The sequence below is a fragment of the Bradyrhizobium sp. B117 genome (assembly GCF_038969555.1).
Classification (GTDB): Bacteria; Pseudomonadota; Alphaproteobacteria; order Rhizobiales; family Xanthobacteraceae; genus Bradyrhizobium.
In genome coordinates this window covers 4,155,064-4,170,474 of record NZ_CP152414.1, presented here as the reverse complement: position 1 = coordinate 4,170,474, position 15,411 = coordinate 4,155,064, and the positions used below count along the sequence as shown (strand labels likewise).

Sequence of the window (15,411 nt, the reverse complement as noted above, 5' to 3'; positions counted from 1 at the left end):
TTAGGATCGAGCGAAATTCGGATCAATCAAAAGATGCACAGTGCGAAGCGACGTCAACTCCGCGACGTGTCCTGGAAGCACGCCCTCACCCAGTCGATGGTGACGCGTGTCGCGGCGTCGCGCTTGAGATGATTTTGCACGAGCAGCCAGACGTCGCGCCGCTTCGGCAGCAGCGTGGCGCGCAGGCGGCGATCGCCGAGCAGATCCGCGCAAACATACTCCGGCAGCACGCCGGCGGCCTGATGGGCACGGATCAGGTTGCGGATGACGCGAACGTTGTCGGTGACGCAGCGCGCGCGGGCTTTCCTGGTGCGCAGGAATTGCATCTCGGGAATGGCGCCGAGCTCGTCCGGATAGGCGCACAGCATCGGCTCGCCCTCGGTCGCGACGGGCTCGAAATAATAGAGCTTGATGTCGCCGAGCTTCGAGATCGCGAAGTCGCCCTTGTCGGGTTTGCGCAGGCGGATGGCGAGATCGGCCTCCCAGCGCGAGAACTTGACGTTCTCGCTCGAGGTGAGGAATTGCAGCGTCAGGCCGGGATGGGCGCGCAGGAAATCGCTCGCGCGCGGCGACAGCACCTCCTCGGCGACCGTGTTGGTGGAGGCGATGCGCAGGCGCCCCACCGGACCTTCCAGGCTCTCGCTGAGGCGGCCGATCTCGGCGGCATGCGCGGCCATCGCCTCGACATGCGCCAGCACCGCCTCGCAACTGCGCGTCGGCCTGCGGACGCCGTCGGCGGCCTCGAACAGACGCAAGCCGAGCGCACGCTCGATGCGCGACAGCCTGCGCCCGACCGTGGTCTCGTCGATGCGCAGCCGCGCGCTGGCGCCGGCATAAGTGCCTTCGTCCCTGACGGCGGCGATGATGCGAAGATCGTCCCAGTTCATGGCACAAGGCTATATCGCTCCGCGGCCGCCTGCAATATCGCAGCCACCCGCTGCAATATCCCTGCATATCGGCAGGCATTGGCGGAGCTATGTTTCTGTCAGCATTTCGCTCCGGAGATTTCAGAGATCATGACGACCGCAAAGACCCTGCTGCAGCTCGCCGGCGCCGACCTCAACCCGCCACGTCTTGGCGAAGCCGCGCTGGTGCTGATCGACATCCAGAACGAATATCTCGCGGGCCCCCTCGCTTTGCCCGACGCCAAGCCCGCGATCGCGCAGGCAGCCGCCCTGCTGGCACGCGCACGCGAGGCCGGCTCCGCCATCATCCACATCGCCCATCGCGGCAAGGCGGGCAGCCTGTTCGACCGTAGCGCCGAACGCGGCGCCATCGTCGCCGAGCTGAGCCCCGGTGCCGGCGAGCTGGTGATCGAGAAGGAACTGCCGAACGCGTTTGCCGGCACTGATCTGCAGGCGCGCCTTGCCGCAACCGAGAGGAAGAACATCGTGCTGGCCGGCTTCATGACGCATATGTGCGTCTCCTCCACCGCCCGTGCCGCGCTCGACCTCGGCTTTCGCACCACGATCGACGCCGACGCTTGCGCCACGCGCGACCTGCCCGACGGCCTCGGCGGCACGCTGAACGCCCGGACCATCCACGAGGTCGCGCTCGCCGAGCTATCCGACCGCTTCGCGATCATCGCGCGCGGCGATGCGCTGAGGTAACGGAGCAACGCGATGCTGCAACTCTATTTCTCGCCGCTGGCATGCTCGCTTGCGAGCCGGATCGCGCTGATGGAAGCTGGCCTCGAGGCGCGCTATCACCTGGTTCGGCTCCGGACCAAGAAGGTCGTTGACGACGACGGCGATTTTCACGGGATTTCGCCGAAGGGCGCGGTGCCGGTGCTGGTGCTGGACAACGGCGAGCGGCTGACCGAGAGCGCGGCGGTGCTGCAATACATCGCCGATCTGAAACCGGAGGCGGGTCTTGCGCCCCGCTCCGGTGAGCCCGACCGCTACCGCCTGCAGGAATGGCTGAGCTTCACCGGCTCCGAAATCCACAAGGCGTTCCTGTTTCCGACCTTCTGGTACCAGGACGACGGCTCGCTGGCGAAGCCGCGGGCAAGGATCGTGCAGACGTTGCAGGTGCCGTCAGCGCATCTCGCCGACCGCGAATTCCTCGTTGGCGACCGCTTCACCATCGCCGATGCCCACCTCGCCTGGGCCTTGCTGCTGCTCCGGCCCGCCGGAGTCGACATCGCGCAATGGCCGTCGTTGTCGGCCTATCTCGCGCGCATGCAGGCGCGGCCGGCGGTGAAAGAGGCGATCGCCATCGAGATGGCGCTGCGCAAGACGATGACGGCTTGAAGGTCCTAACGCGGCCCTTCGGGTCCGGATCAGGCTTTAGTCGACTCGCGCCAGCACCGCGAGCTTGCGGATGCCCTTGTTGCGATAGGCGTCGAGGAACGCGTAATAGTCCTTGAACGACACGCAGCCGTTGGAATCGCCGTTCGGCCCGAGCATGAAGGTGTGCGCGAGCAGGCCGTCGCGGCCGTAGATCGCGCTCTCGCCACCGATCGGGGTCAGGCGCAGCGCCGGCACGCCGTGGAACAGCGCCTCGCGCGGCTTCAGCGTGTAGATGTGCGGCGGCGTCACGCCGCGCATGCGGACCTTCGAGGAGCGCGGATCGTCGAGGTTGGAGCCGAGGCCCGAATGCGCCTCGAGCTTGGTGCCGTCGGGCAGGTAAACCATCTTGGCGGTGATGTCGTAGACAGCGGTGTCGCGCTCATAGGGCGGCGCGCCGCCGAGCATCGGGTTCTGCTCCTTCGGCGCGATGGACGCGGTCACGCTGGCATCGGCGGAGGCATAGGCGAGCAGGCCGCCGGACGGCTCACGCTTGCCCCAGAGCTTGTCCACCATCGACTGGCGCGGGCCGGTGATCGACATCACCGCGGCCTTGGCGCGGTCGGCGAACGATTTGGGCTTGGCCTCGGGCGCCGGCACGATCTCCGCCGGATCAGCCGAAGCCAGCTGCATCTGCGCATCCGGTGCGCGCTTGCCCTTCGCGGCATCCACGGTTTTGGCCGGGGCCGCAGGCTTCAGCGCCTCGGCGACCTTCGCGATCACGCTCTGCTTCGGGGCCTCGGCAACCTTGGTCGCAGGCGCGGCGCTGGCCGCATTCGACTCCACGCCCTGCGTGGCAGCCGCGGCGAAGCGCTCGTTGAACATCTCGCGCGAGATCGGGGCTGCGACCTGCAAGCGATCGGGCAGCAGCGCAAAAGCTTCCTTGATGGCATCGCCCGCCTCGCGCAGCGCGACCTTGGGCGCGCGCTTGATCACGGGCTCGTCGTAACCGGCGCTGCCGACGGACGGGTAGACGCTGGCGGCGAAGATAGTGTTGTAGACGGTCCAGCCGGCAAGCACGACGCAGCCGATCACAGCCGCGCCAAGCACGTTTTGGGTGGTCATTTTCCGGGAAGGCTTCCGATGTGAATGCTTGCCAGGATTGTTGGACTTCCGTGCCGCGTTACTCTGCGCAGCGATACTCGTACTCATTCGCCTTGCGTCCAGGACGGTGTCACTCAGTCCCCCTTCGAAGTGCCGCTGGTCACGATCCGGGAACAGCATCTCGCAGGAGGTCGGAGCGTCATTAAGGCGACTTTTCGTTAAATGCAGATTAAGTTCGGGCAGATGTGGGGCAACTCGTTAACGCTGTGCCATTTCGAGAAAAAAGTCCGCAGAACTACGGACTTAGGCGCAACTGTTAACCATAATCCTCGGCCGGATCGGCACGGTCAGCGGACCTCTTCCGGCCGCCTCTCTAAACGCACCAACCAAGTCCTTTTCGTGGTCTTCAATACCCGGAAGATAGCGGGGAAGCGTTGCGCGAGGCTGGTGCGTGCTGCCTTCTCGCCCGGCCGAGTCAGCGGAACGGCAGCTCAGCACATCCCACATCGCGCACGGAGCGCTCACGCAACACGGCGCCCTGACTGAAAGTTGATCGTGCCGCACTGGAAAATACCGCGGCGAGAAAATAGCTGCGAGAGCGGCACTTTTCAGCAGCCTCTGCGTGTGATACGGTACCGTATCAACATCGCCTTGAACTGTGCCACGCACGCAAACGGAGGCTGGCATGAGAAGGTTTTCGCGCGCCGGGTTTTTCGCTCTGGCGTGGTCGTTTCTGTTGATTGGATCTGCGACTGCACAGCCTGCCGCCAATGCGGGCTGCACCGCATCGCCAGCGGCCGCCGGCACGCAACTCTGGCGCTGCGACAACGGCATCACCATCGTTGCGGAAAATGGCGCCAGATTTGAACTTAAGGACGCCAACCGCGACGGACATATTGACTCCGTGGAGTTGAGCAGCAAGGCGCTGCTGATCGAGGTGCCCAAGAAGCCCGGCGGCAACCCCTTCAAGGTGCTGACGCCGCAGGCGATCGCCGCCGTGCGCGGCACCAAATGGGCGGTCGATGTCGCCGAGGCCAAGACCTCCGTGTTCGTCGCCGACGGCCGTGTCGGCGTGAGCCGCAGGACTCGCGGGCGCGGCGTCGTATTGGGCCCCGGCGAAGGCGTCGACGTCGAGGCAACCGGTCCGCTGACCGTCAAGACATGGGGCCAGGCGCGCGTCGACGCGCTGATGGCGAGGCTCGGACAATAAGATTCGAAACGATAGGCCTGGATCAGTCACGGCCCGGCGAATGAGATTTGGACACTGGAAGATTGCAGAACGACCACAAAAACGATCGCATGAGTAGCCGACGCGTTCAGATCCTGGTGGCACTCGTTCTCACCGCGCTGTGGGGCGCGGGCATCTATGCCGCTCACGCCAACGGCCATTTGCAGTTTCTCGACCGGATCGAGGCAACGCTGACCGATCTGCGGACCCAGGTGCGCGGCGTGCAGCATGCGCCCGATCTCGTCACCATCGTCGCGATCGACGACACCGTGATCAAACGCGGCGGCAGCTATCCGCTGCCGCGCGCCGATCTCGCCCGCGTCGTCGACACCATCGTGCAGTTCAAGCCGAAGGTCATCGCGATCGACTTGCTGCTGGTCGACCGCAGCGCCGCGATCGGCGATGCCACGTTGGCGAACACGCTCGCCACCGGCCCCATGGTGCTCGCCGCCGCGGCGATCTTCCCGTCCGCCAGCGAGACCGTGGCGCCCGGCAGCGAAGGTCCCCTCGCCGTCCTGCCGCAGGCCGAGCGCTTCCTGTTGCCGCTGCCGGCGTTCGCCGACCATGCCGAGGTCGGCGTCGTCAACGTCGCAACGGGACAATCGGGCTCGCCGCTCTCGGTGCCGATGCTGTTCCGGACGCGCGACAAGGTCGAGCTGTCGTTCCCGCTGCGCGTGGCAACGCGCGCGCTCGACAAGCCGCTGACGATCGCGCCGGATCATCTCATGCTCGGCGACCGCGCGGTGCCGACCGACACCGACTTCGCGCTGCCGATCACCTATTACGGCCCGCGCCGCACCATCCGCACCGTCAGCGCGCAGAGCATCTTCGACGGCACGCTCGATCGCGCCGCGATAGAGAACCGTATCGTCGTGATCGGCGCCGCGGTCGCTGGCGGCGGCGACTTCTATCCGACGCCGTTCGATTCCCTGATGCCCGGCGTCGAGGTGGTCTCGACCGCGATCACGCATCTCGTCGCCGGCGATGGCATCGTGCGCGACCGCAAGGTGCACATCACCGACGCGCTCACCGCGATCCTGCTGCCGATGCTGTTGGTCGGCCTGCTCGCCTGGCGGCGCAGCGCGCTCGGCATCGTGGCGGCAGCTATCGTGATGATCGCCTGGGCCGGGCTCAACCTGTTCGCGTTCACGCACGGCATCTGGCTGAATGCCGCAACCACGCTCGCGGCCGCGGTGCCCCCGGTTGCGGTGTTTGCCGGCGTGCAGCTGTGGGCGGGCGGCCGCCGCACGCAATATCTTACGGCCAAGAGCCGGTCGCTGGCGCAACTGCAGGCACCCGCCGTGCAGGAGTGGCTGGCGCGCGATCCGAATTTCCTGTTGAAGCCGGTCCGGCAGGACGGTGCCGCCGTCTTTATCGATCTCTCCGGCTTCACGACATTGACCGAACGGATTGATCCGGACGAGCTCCAGGACGTTCTCGAGGCATTCCATGTGTTGATCGACAAGACTGCGATCGATTGTGGCGGCATGATCACCAGCTTTCTCGGCGACGGCGCAATGATCCTGTTCGGCCTGCCAAGCGCGATGCCGGACGACGCGGCGCGCGCGCTGAAATGTTCGATCGAGCTCTATCGCAGCGTCGATCGCTGGATCGCTTCGTTGCCGCCCGCAATCCGCGGTCAACTCGGTTTCAAGATCGGCGCGCATTGCGGCCCGATCGTCGCCTCCCGTCTCGGCGAAAGCCATCAGCACATCACGGCGAACGGCGACACCGTCAATGTCGCGAGCCGCCTGATGGAGGTCGCCGCCCAGAACTGCGCGCGGCTCGCGCTGACCGATACGCTGCTGGACGCGGCCGACTTCCAGGGCGCTCCCGAGGGCATTTTGTCCGGCCCCCTGCTCACCCCGATCCGCGGCCGCTCCGGCGTCGTGACGGTCTGGTTCTGGCGCGATCAGGGCGAGCCGGGCCAGCCGGCAACCAGGGCCGAGATGATCGACTAAAGTGCGATGAGATCAGGATGAATCGTCATCGCGCTTCAGATTATTGCGCGCGTCCGACGGATGCGCCTTGCGCGCCCTTGTCCTAGTCGAACTTCGCCGCCAGCTGCGTCAGCCAATCGGCTCGAGAACCAGCTTCTTGAGATAACCGGCCACGCTTTGCTCGGAAACGGCCTCGAAGCGCATGCTCCTGTCGGCCCAGCTTTTTCCCCATAGATGGATACCCGTCACACGGGGATCGCTCAACAGCTCGAAGCCGGCCCGGCTTTCGGAGGCGAACAGGTCCACTTCATGCCAGGCGATCGCATTGAAGGTTGTCGGTGGCAAGATCGACGACTGGAGTTCCTCGTCATCTGACAGAAGCAGATATTCGCTCAGCAGCAACGGCCCCACCGCGCCGTATTCGACGCGCTTCTCGCCGAAGAGGCGCCGTTGCGACAAGGCATACAGATTGGCCATGTGAAGCGAGCCCTTGGGCGCGCGCATCACGTCGCCGGCGCAAACATGGCCGTTCTCGACTCCCGACCATTGCGTGGAGAACACGTGCTCCCTGCCGAAATCCAGGGGCTTCACGAGGACGATGTCCGTGTCGAGCCACCACCCGCCGAACTCATGAAGAACGGCATAGCGGAAGATGTCGCTGAAATAGCGGATCTCGCTGTTCTTGACCGCGTGCTGGCAGATCGAAGCCGGCACGACGTTTCCGGCGTCGGCCACGATGACCCCGGGTGGCACAACCGCCTGCACGGCGGCCACGTCGTCATAGGTGTAGAGCTTGACCGGATGGCCCTGGCGGATCATCGACTGGAGCGAGAGACGCTGCATCTCGCCGAGCGGCCCCATCGACCAAAAGCAATGGATGGGATCGCGGGTCTCTCCCGGCGCCGATCGGCTCTGAAGATGCGCGTTGAACTTCTCTGTCAGGGCGTTCCAGCCGCTGCGCGGAGCAGAACGGCACTCCGCCAGGAACGGCAATTTCTGATACGCCCTCCCGATCAGGAAGCAGAGACTCGCCTGGTTGATATGCCCCGCCCTGTTCAAGGCGTGGCCGTAATTCTCCCAGATAGAGGGATCGACGGGATCGAGCTCCACCGCGCGCCGAAACGCCTCGAGCGCGGGCTCCTGCATCCCCTTGCCTTGCAGGGCCGTCCCGAACGTCGCGAGATAAGTCGCCTTCATCTCGTTCGTGAGAGCACGCCCGGCCCAGTGGATGGCGGCATCGTAATTTCCGTTGAGCAGCGACACACCGGCCATCAAGTGAAGCAGCCCAGCATGGTTTTCGTCTGCGGCGAGCCCTTCCCGGCAACGAGCCACGGCTTGCTCAAGCTCGCCCGATTTCAGATGCCGAAGGCAGATCTGGTAAACCTCATCCCGCGTCAGCGACGACGGCTGTCTCGAGATCTCGTCCGCCCTTGCGAGAGTGCCGTCGTGATAATTCATCAGGAACCTTTCGGATCAGGGGTCAGCAGGCAACAACCCGCCTCCCGAATCTTCGGGAAGCTCGCCGCCATTCAACTATCCCGCCTGTAGCTTGCACGAAGCTTGACACCGCCTTCGCCTCATCGCTCCGCCGCGTGGCGAATCAAAGGGGGCGCTGATATGGCAGCAAATAGCGACCGGCGCACCTTGTCCGGTCTTTCGATCTGGTCTTCGGTGGAGAGGACGGTCATTTGGCCACGAGCAATCAACTGGACGTCCATGTCGCGGCCTATCAAGGCAAGAACATCTACGATTTCGACAACGAAATTCTACTGACCTGGTATCCGAAACGGATTGCTCACGTCGTCAAGGATCCGCGTTCCGTTCTGGATCTGGGATTGGGGCATGGTTTTGCCACCGAGATTTTTTCGGACCGATGCGCGCGCCATGTCGTTCTTGAGGGCTCTCCCGCAGTCATCCAGAACTTCAAGCTGAAATTTCCGGACAACAGAAGCGAAGTCATCGAAACCTACTTCGAGGAGTTCGATACCAAGGAACGTTTCGACCTCATTGTCATGGGGTTCGTCCTCGAGCATGTCGACGACCCCCTTTTGATCTTGAAGCGCTTCAGAAAGTTCCTGACACCTACAGGCAAGCTTTTTGTCGCGGTCCCGAACGCCGAGGTCATGAACCGGAGGGTGGGACATCTAGCGGGGATGCTGCCCGATATGGAGGCTCTCTCGGAGAACGATCTCCTCCTCGGGCATCAGCGCTACTTTACGGTCAGCTCACTCACCAGGCTGGTGAGCGATGCCGGTTACAAAATCGAAAAACTGGAAGGTATATATCTAAAGCCCCTCGCGACCAGTCAGATCCTGTCGCTGAATCTCGCGGACAGCATCATTCAGGCCATGTGCGAGATCGGAATTGACTACCCGGAACTTTCCTCCGGGATGCTGGCTCAGCTCACTCCAGTCGATCCGCCGCGATCATGAGGGTCCTGCTCGTTGGGGGGACCTCTTCGCTGGCTCAGACGCTCATCCCGCTTCTGCGTGAACGGTACGAGCTGCTGACGGCGGGGCGCAAGGGCTGCGATGTCGAATTGGACTTGTGTTCGCGCGACATACAAATTCCTGACGGGATCGAGTGCGTCGTGAACGTGGCCGCGGCTTTCGGGAGCAAGGAACCGACCGACATCCTGCAAGCTACGGATGTCAACGTGCTTGGCGTGATGAAGCTCTGCCATGCCAGCTCGAAGGCAGGCGCAAAGCACCTTGTGCACATCTCCAGCATTTTTTCGGACCTCGACAGCGCGTCTCCCTTCTTCGGCGCCTACTCGCTCTCAAAAAGGCACTCAGAAGACGTCGCGCAGTTTTGCGGCCGGGAATTCCACTTGCCGGTCGCGGTCCTGAAGCCTTCCCAGATTTATGGTGTGGGACCAGGGTTTCGAAGGCATCAGCCGTTCCTGTACACCATCATGGACAAGGCCCAGGGCCATGAAGACATAAATCTGTTTGGCTCGAACGATCCTTTGCGGAACTTCATTCACGCACAGGACGTAGCCAGGATCATCTCGGCCGTCATTGCGACGAAGATTGAAGGCACCTACCCTTGCGTGCACCCCGACAATGTCACCTACTCGCAAATTGCGGCGGCGGCCATTTCCGCCTTCGCGAGCAAGAGCAAGGTCGCCTTCCTGAAAGACAAGCCTGACATCCCGAGCAATGGCTTTGCTTGTGACGAGACGCTGTTCCGACTGCTCGACTATTTTCCCCGCATCTCCATGGAGCAGGGAATGCGGATGGAAGTGGCTCATCGAAAGCAGGCGTCATGAGAACGATCTTGGTTTCCGGTGCCGCGGGAATCGTCGGCTACGGAATCTTGCGCTCCCTGAAACGATCGAACAGCCCGATGAAGCTCATCGGCACCTCGATCTATACCGACTCGGTGGCGCCGGGATTCTGCGACGTCTTTGAACGGGTGCCCAGGACGGATGTGCCTGATTACCTCGATTGGCTTCTCGCGCTGCTGCGCAAGCATCGCGTCGACGTGGCGATCCCCGGCATCGATGCAGACATGTACAAATGGGCGGACCGACTGGCCGAGATTGAATCGACCGGAACCAGGGTCGTCCTGAATTCACCCGACCTGATCGCCAGATGCTCCGACAAATGGGGGTTTTACCAGCACCAGCTCGAACTGAAGCTGCCCTATGCGATCCCGAGCCATCTGGAGATGGACTTCGATTTTCTCAAAGAGAAATGCGGCCTGCCGTTTCTGCTGAAACCTCGCCGGGGCTTTGGCTCCAAGGGACTCGTGGTGGTCGCAACTGCGGAGCAATTTGCCGGGATTGATCCCGCGACGAAGCCGACACTGATGGCCCAGCCTATCGTCGGACGCGATGACGAGGAATTCACGGTGTCCGCGTTTTGCGATGGCCGTGGGAGCTATTCGGCGATCATGGCGCTTCGACGAAAGCTCTCCAAGGACGGGTTCACGGAAAAGGCCGAGGTCGTCGATGAAGCCGAGTTTTCCGAAGCGGTTCGGGATCTATGTCAGGCGTTCTCTCCCGTCGGACCGACCAATTTCCAGTTTCGCAGGACCGACCACGGCCTGAAGCTGCTCGAGATCAATCCGAGGATCTCTTCGTCCACGTCGATACGCGCCGCCTTCGGATACAACGAAGCACTGATGGCGGTTGACATGGCCATCGAGAACCGGATGCCGGTCCAGCCGGACATCAAGCGCGGTCGAGCCGTCCGCTATACGGAGGATCATATCTTCTATGAAAATAGCGTTCATCTCTGACATCCATGGGAATTTCGAGGCGCTGACGGCGGTTCTCGCCGAGCTCGACCGCATGCGCGTCACCGAGATCTTCTGCGTCGGCGACGTGGTCGGATACTATTCCCAGGTGAACGAATGCTGCGACGAGCTGAAAAGGCGCGGCATCAAAAGCCTTCTTGGCAACCATGACTGGTATCTGGGCTTTGGGGGCTTTTGCATTCGGTCCAAGAGCGTCAACGAATGTTTGGTCTATCAGCGCAAGGTGATCACGCCCGAGAATCTGAACTGGCTACGGACGTTCCGGGTGCACATGCAAGTAGAGGACGCTCAAGTCGTACATGGCGGATGGTCGGACCCGATCGATGAATACATCAAGGAGCCCGACGAAGCCTATTTTGCGCGACTGTCCGGCAGCATTTTTGTAAGCGGCCATACCCACGTGCAAAGTGTCCATCACTTCGGCGGAAAGACCTATTGCAATCCCGGATCGGTCGGACAGCCGCGCGACGGCGATCCACGGGCGGCGTTCGCAACGTTCGACGGCAAGAGCTTCGAACTGCATCGGGTCGAGTACAACATGCCGAAGGTATTCGAGCTGATGGAAGCCGCAGGCTTCAATGACTACTACTACGGCGGACTGAAAACCGGCGCGAGAAATCTCAGGCGGCTTGCGGATTGATCTCCGCTTCGCGCCTTCGCCGAATCACGATGAAACTTCACATTCAATTGGCTTATGAGCGCAGACTATGACCTCAAACGATCCGCAAGATGCGCAGAACTTCACCTATGCCGCCATGGACGAAGTGGCTGCCTATAGCCGGCTGCAGGAACTGATGAAGACGTCGCCGATGCCTCCGCGTGAATTCCACGCGAACCTCGGCCTGTTCCTGAACCGCCCGTCGCTGGCGCGCATCCTCTTCATGCATGATCTCTATTCGAAGGCCCTGCATACGCATGGCGTCATCATGGAGTTCGGCGTGCGCTGGGGGCAGAACATGGCGCTGTTCACGACGATGCGCCACATCTACGAACCCTACAACATGAGCCGCAAGGTCGTCGGCTTCGACACGTTCGAGGGTTTCCCGTCAGTCGCACCGCAAGACGGCGATTTCGACGGCTTGAAAGTCGGTGGGCTCAACGTCACACCGAATTACGAGGACGTGCTTACAGACATCCTGTCGGCGCAGGAAAAGCTCGCGCCACGTAATCACCTTCGCAAGTTCGAGCTGGTCAAGGGCGATGTGACCGAAACTCTTCCTCGCTATCTGGAAAAGCATCCCGAGACGATCATCGCGCTGGCGTATTTCGACCTCGATCTCTACGAGCCGACGAAAAAATGCCTCGAGCTCATTCGCCCTTATCTGGCGAAGAACAGCGTCGTCGGGTTTGATGAGCTGGTGCTGGCCGAAAATCCCGGAGAAACCCTGGCATTGCGCGAGGCATGGGGCACCCAAGGGTATCGCGTCTGCCGCAGCACGATCTCACCGCAGCAGAGTTACGTCGTGTTCGAGTAACTCGCCGGTTTTGATGCGGGATGCAGCGTGGCTGGTGCGCGAAGCCGCCAGCCGTCGAGACAAGCGTGCCACAATCGCCTGATCCCGCCGGCGCGGGATCAGGCGTCATTTTCCACGACCGGAAACCGAATTCGCAAGCTGAGTGCGGCTACGTCCCCTCAACCAGGTCGTAGTTCTCGGCGATGACCTCGCCGAGCTTCGAAACCGAGTTGAACATCAGCAGGTCCACGATCGAAAGATATGGCACGTGGGGCTGACCGAACTGCTCATAGGGAAACGGCCTGGCTCGAAGCGCCCTGAATTCGATTCCGCGCGCGCTGAAAGCAGCGGATTCGTAGAGTTCCAGGCCGCCGATCGCGTTGATATACCTTTTCGTACCTTCCGCCTCGCACAAGGCCAGCACCTTGTCCTGAAACTTGAGCGAATGGTCGATGGGCACCTCAGACGAGATCTTGAAGGTGGTTTTCAGGCCCAGATGGTCACTGGTCATCCGCAACGAATTGAAGAGGTACTGGAATAGATTGGTGTCTTCGAAGTTGACGATCTTTTCCAGAAGCGGAAAGGTCTCCTCGAAGAACGGCGCGGTCCGATAGGCCCCTCGCCACCGGTTCAGCAGTTTCGTACGGTCAAAGTCAGCCGCCAGCTCCCTGTCGCGAATGTCCAGGGCATCCGAATCCTTCTTCAACGGAAGCGAGAACATCGCGTCCGTTCCGTTGAGCAGCATCCGGTTGCGGTTGATCCACCCCTTCTTCACATATTTGATGTTGTCGTAGACGATGAAGAGATCGACTGCCGAAATCAGCTGATAGTAGCCGATGTAGGGCAGAAAGTACGGCTGCATGATCGCGAGATTCATCGGGTGTGACGCCCTGCTACTGTGAAGACATTCATTCGCAAATTTCGCTCACGACGGATCGACCCATACCGGCGTGAGTCGACCGGCGAAGCACTCGGCCGGTCGCGGCACATGATCTCGGGCGGTGACGAACGGCTCTCAATTTGCCTTCGTCAGCTCCTCACGCCCATCAGGCTCGGCTGCGCCAAGCCCCAGGCGCGTGCATCTTGCGTGAAGGTCGTCGAAGTGGCGTTATCATTGCGCGGCACTACAAGCGGCGCGAAGCAAACATACGCTTTGATGAAGCGATAGATGCTGTTCCCCATCCCATCCAGGCCAATCGTTGGCAGCACGCGGTCGCCGAGTGCCTCGACTTTGACCGGCCGATTGTCCATCGGATAACAAAACTCCAGGAGCTTCCTCGCTCCCGCAGGGGATATCAACGACCCGGCTGGACCGAAACAGCAATTGAGCCGGAGCGCCGCGACCTGGGAATTCGCTCTCTGGAAAGCGGCATCGGTCTGGTCATCCGGGCGCTGAGGGCTGAAGCTCATCATCGACTTCATGCCTGGCGCCAGCTCGAGATCGAGTATGGAGTCCGTATTGTAGCCGAGGACCAGAAGATCCCAGTTTTCAAGGGACGGAAGAAGCATCGCCAAGCGTGCGCTGATGTCGTGGCGGATGGTACAATCGTCCTCAAAGACAAGGGCTGGCTGATCCTGCTTCGCGATCCAATTCAGGATCCGCCATAGCGAAGCGGCGCCGCCAACGGCTCCCCTGGTGAACACCGATCCGGGGGCGACAAGCCGCATCGCCATCGCCTCCTGGTCGGTCAGCTCCAGCCCATTGGTCGCAGAGAAGCGCTCGAAAGCGATTCCGCAACCTGCGTTCCGCTCCAGAAAGCGTTGATACTTTTCCGGACAGCGATCGAGATTGATGACGAAGTTCTTCATATGCGAAAGCACCGGTGGCGAATGAATAGCGGTGATGCTTACTCAAATATGATTCGCCACAGTTACGGCTAGCCCAAATACGCGTGTCAATCGCGGACCTCCGCTGCACAGGAATGCTCCACGCAAGTTTCGGTCTATATCGATAACCAGTCACAGACCGTATCGATGATCAGGACTCGAGATGACTGCCGCAGTCCCCCTTGACTCTCTAACGCCGCTGGCCAGGAGCCCGCTCCATATCGTGCGTCCAAGGTTTCCAAGAACAGAGCAGTTCCTGGACGCTTTCGAGAAAGCGCTGGAGACCGGCCAGGTCACGAACAATTCGCGCTGGGTCGTCGAATTCGAAACGCGCCTGAGCGAGTATCTCGGCGTTCCGACCCTGGTTTTCTGCAACGGCCAGATCGGGATGATGGCCATGCTGAGGGCCGCGGGAATCACCGGCGGCGAAGTGATCGTGCCGGCATTCACGTTCAGCGCCACTCCGCATGCCGTCAAATGGGTCGGCGCCGAGCCTGTATTCGCGGACATTCTCGATGACATGACCATGCGCCTCGACCCTCATGATGTGGAGCGCCGGATCACGGACCGGACGGTCGCCATCCTTGCGGTCGACGCGTATGGGGTCGCCAGCGATTACGCCTCACTTGCTCGCCTGGCCGAGCGCTACAAGCTGAAATTTCTCGTCGACAGCGCTCCCTCCTTCGGCACGCGCGTCAATGGGCAGCTGGTGGGAGGGTGCGCAGATGCGCAGATGTTCAGTTTCCACGCCACCAAGGCTTTCGCGACGATGGAAGGCGGGTGTGTCTGCACTCACGACACGGAGTTGCTCGCGCGCGTCAAGGCAATCCGCAACTTCGGGCAAGTCGAGGGCGCCGACTGCCACGAGCCGGGCTTGAACGGCAAGATGCTGGAGATTTCGGCCATCATCGGCCTCGAGCAACTCAAGACGTTCGAGCAGTCCATTGCGACGCGCCGCCTCGCTGTCGAGCGCATGCGGATCGGCCTTTCCAGAATTCCCGGCTTGCTCGTGGGGCAAGAGCCAGCAGGCGTGCAGACGAACTGGCTGTACCTGCCGGTCGTCGTTGACGCCAGGGAATTCGGAATGGATCGGGATACGCTGGCGTCGGCGCTCGAGAAGAACAACGTCTTCGTCCGGAAGTACTACAGCCCACCGTGCCACCACTTGACGGCTTACAACACGCAAAGAGAGGTGAATTTGGCTGTGACGGAAAGGGTCGCCTACAACGTCATTGCGCTCCCAGTCTACAACGACATGACCGGTGAAGAGTGCGATCTCATCGTTGCCGCCATCCAGTACGCACGCCGATCAGCGCTCGGCGGAACGACGCATCAGTCGCAGAATCGTACCTAACCCCGATGCTTCC

15 protein-coding genes are annotated in these 15,411 nt (G+C 61.7%); 10 read left to right on the top strand and 5 right to left on the bottom strand.

Features of this window, described 5'->3' with window-relative positions; genetic code table 11:
- Positions 1–53: 53 nt before the first annotated feature.
- A complete protein-coding gene (locus tag AAFG16_RS20365) occupies positions 54–887 on the bottom strand; it encodes a LysR family transcriptional regulator (RefSeq protein WP_283086062.1) in 834 nt (277 codons plus the stop codon).
- A gap of 129 nt (positions 888–1,016) precedes the next feature.
- Here AAFG16_RS20365 and AAFG16_RS20360 point away from each other — a divergent pair, with 129 nt between their 5' ends.
- Positions 1,017–1,610 carry a cysteine hydrolase family protein gene (locus tag AAFG16_RS20360; RefSeq protein ID WP_283086061.1) on the top strand — a complete coding sequence of 198 codons (594 nt, stop codon included), beginning with the start codon at positions 1,017–1,019 and terminating at the stop codon, positions 1,608–1,610.
- A gap of 12 nt (positions 1,611–1,622) precedes the next feature.
- Positions 1,623–2,252, top strand: a complete 630-nt coding sequence (locus tag AAFG16_RS20355; RefSeq protein WP_342740334.1) for a glutathione binding-like protein — start codon at positions 1,623–1,625, stop codon at positions 2,250–2,252.
- Between the two features lie 36 nt (positions 2,253–2,288).
- Here the strand turns inward: AAFG16_RS20355 and AAFG16_RS20350 are convergent, their stop codons facing one another.
- Positions 2,289–3,353: a tlde1 domain-containing protein gene (locus tag AAFG16_RS20350; protein WP_283086059.1), complete on the bottom strand. Its 1,065-nt coding sequence runs from the start codon at positions 3,351–3,353 to the stop codon at positions 2,289–2,291.
- A 664-nt stretch (positions 3,354–4,017) separates the two neighbouring features.
- On the opposite strand from AAFG16_RS20350, the gene AAFG16_RS20345 reads away from it, so the two are divergent.
- Both AAFG16_RS20345 and AAFG16_RS20340 read left to right on the top strand, forming a co-directional pair.
- Positions 4,018–4,542: a FecR domain-containing protein gene (locus AAFG16_RS20345; protein ID WP_283086058.1), complete on the top strand. Its 525-nt coding sequence runs from the start codon at positions 4,018–4,020 to the stop codon at positions 4,540–4,542.
- Positions 4,543–4,631: 89 nt separating this feature from the next.
- Complete coding sequence (locus tag AAFG16_RS20340) at positions 4,632–6,521, top strand: adenylate/guanylate cyclase domain-containing protein (RefSeq protein ID WP_283086057.1); 1,890 nt, start codon at positions 4,632–4,634, stop codon at positions 6,519–6,521.
- Between the two features lie 108 nt (positions 6,522–6,629).
- Here the strand turns inward: AAFG16_RS20340 and AAFG16_RS20335 are convergent, their stop codons facing one another.
- A complete protein-coding gene (locus AAFG16_RS20335) occupies positions 6,630–7,958 on the bottom strand; it encodes a glycosyltransferase (protein ID WP_283086056.1) in 1,329 nt (442 codons plus the stop codon).
- 230 nt (positions 7,959–8,188) lie between these two features.
- Between AAFG16_RS20335 and AAFG16_RS20330 the strand changes: the two genes are divergently transcribed.
- The 5 genes from AAFG16_RS20330 (at position 8,189) to AAFG16_RS20310 (ending at position 12,238) form a co-directional block, all read left to right on the top strand.
- Entirely contained in the window at positions 8,189–8,932 is a 744-nt protein-coding gene (locus tag AAFG16_RS20330; protein WP_283086055.1) for a class I SAM-dependent methyltransferase, read from the top strand.
- Positions 8,929–9,771, top strand: coding sequence for an NAD(P)-dependent oxidoreductase (locus AAFG16_RS20325; protein ID WP_342740333.1), 843 nt, complete (start codon positions 8,929–8,931; stop codon positions 9,769–9,771). The genes AAFG16_RS20330 and AAFG16_RS20325 overlap by 4 nt, the downstream gene beginning before the upstream one ends.
- On the top strand, positions 9,768–10,745 hold the full coding sequence (locus tag AAFG16_RS20320; protein ID WP_342740332.1) for an ATP-grasp domain-containing protein: 978 nt from the start codon (positions 9,768–9,770) through the stop codon (positions 10,743–10,745). The genes AAFG16_RS20325 and AAFG16_RS20320 overlap by 4 nt, the downstream gene beginning before the upstream one ends.
- A complete protein-coding gene (locus AAFG16_RS20315; RefSeq protein ID WP_342740331.1) occupies positions 10,723–11,403 on the top strand; it encodes a metallophosphoesterase family protein in 681 nt (226 codons plus the stop codon). Before AAFG16_RS20320 ends, AAFG16_RS20315 begins: the two co-directional genes overlap by 23 nt.
- A gap of 67 nt (positions 11,404–11,470) precedes the next feature.
- Positions 11,471–12,238 carry a TylF/MycF/NovP-related O-methyltransferase gene (locus AAFG16_RS20310; RefSeq protein ID WP_283086051.1) on the top strand — a complete coding sequence of 256 codons (768 nt, stop codon included), beginning with the start codon at positions 11,471–11,473 and terminating at the stop codon, positions 12,236–12,238.
- A gap of 148 nt (positions 12,239–12,386) precedes the next feature.
- Here the strand turns inward: AAFG16_RS20310 and AAFG16_RS20305 are convergent, their stop codons facing one another.
- Entirely contained in the window at positions 12,387–13,094 is a 708-nt protein-coding gene (locus tag AAFG16_RS20305) for a WbqC family protein (RefSeq protein ID WP_283086050.1), read from the bottom strand.
- 152 nt (positions 13,095–13,246) lie between these two features.
- The gene (locus AAFG16_RS20300) at positions 13,247–14,026 is read right to left on the bottom strand and encodes a glycosyltransferase family 25 protein (RefSeq protein ID WP_283086049.1); all 780 of its coding nucleotides are present in this window, start codon (positions 14,024–14,026) and stop codon (positions 13,247–13,249) included.
- A gap of 181 nt (positions 14,027–14,207) precedes the next feature.
- Between AAFG16_RS20300 and AAFG16_RS20295 the strand changes: the two genes are divergently transcribed.
- Positions 14,208–15,398, top strand: coding sequence for a DegT/DnrJ/EryC1/StrS family aminotransferase (locus AAFG16_RS20295; protein WP_342740330.1), 1,191 nt, complete (start codon positions 14,208–14,210; stop codon positions 15,396–15,398).
- Positions 15,399–15,411: the final 13 nt, after the last annotated feature.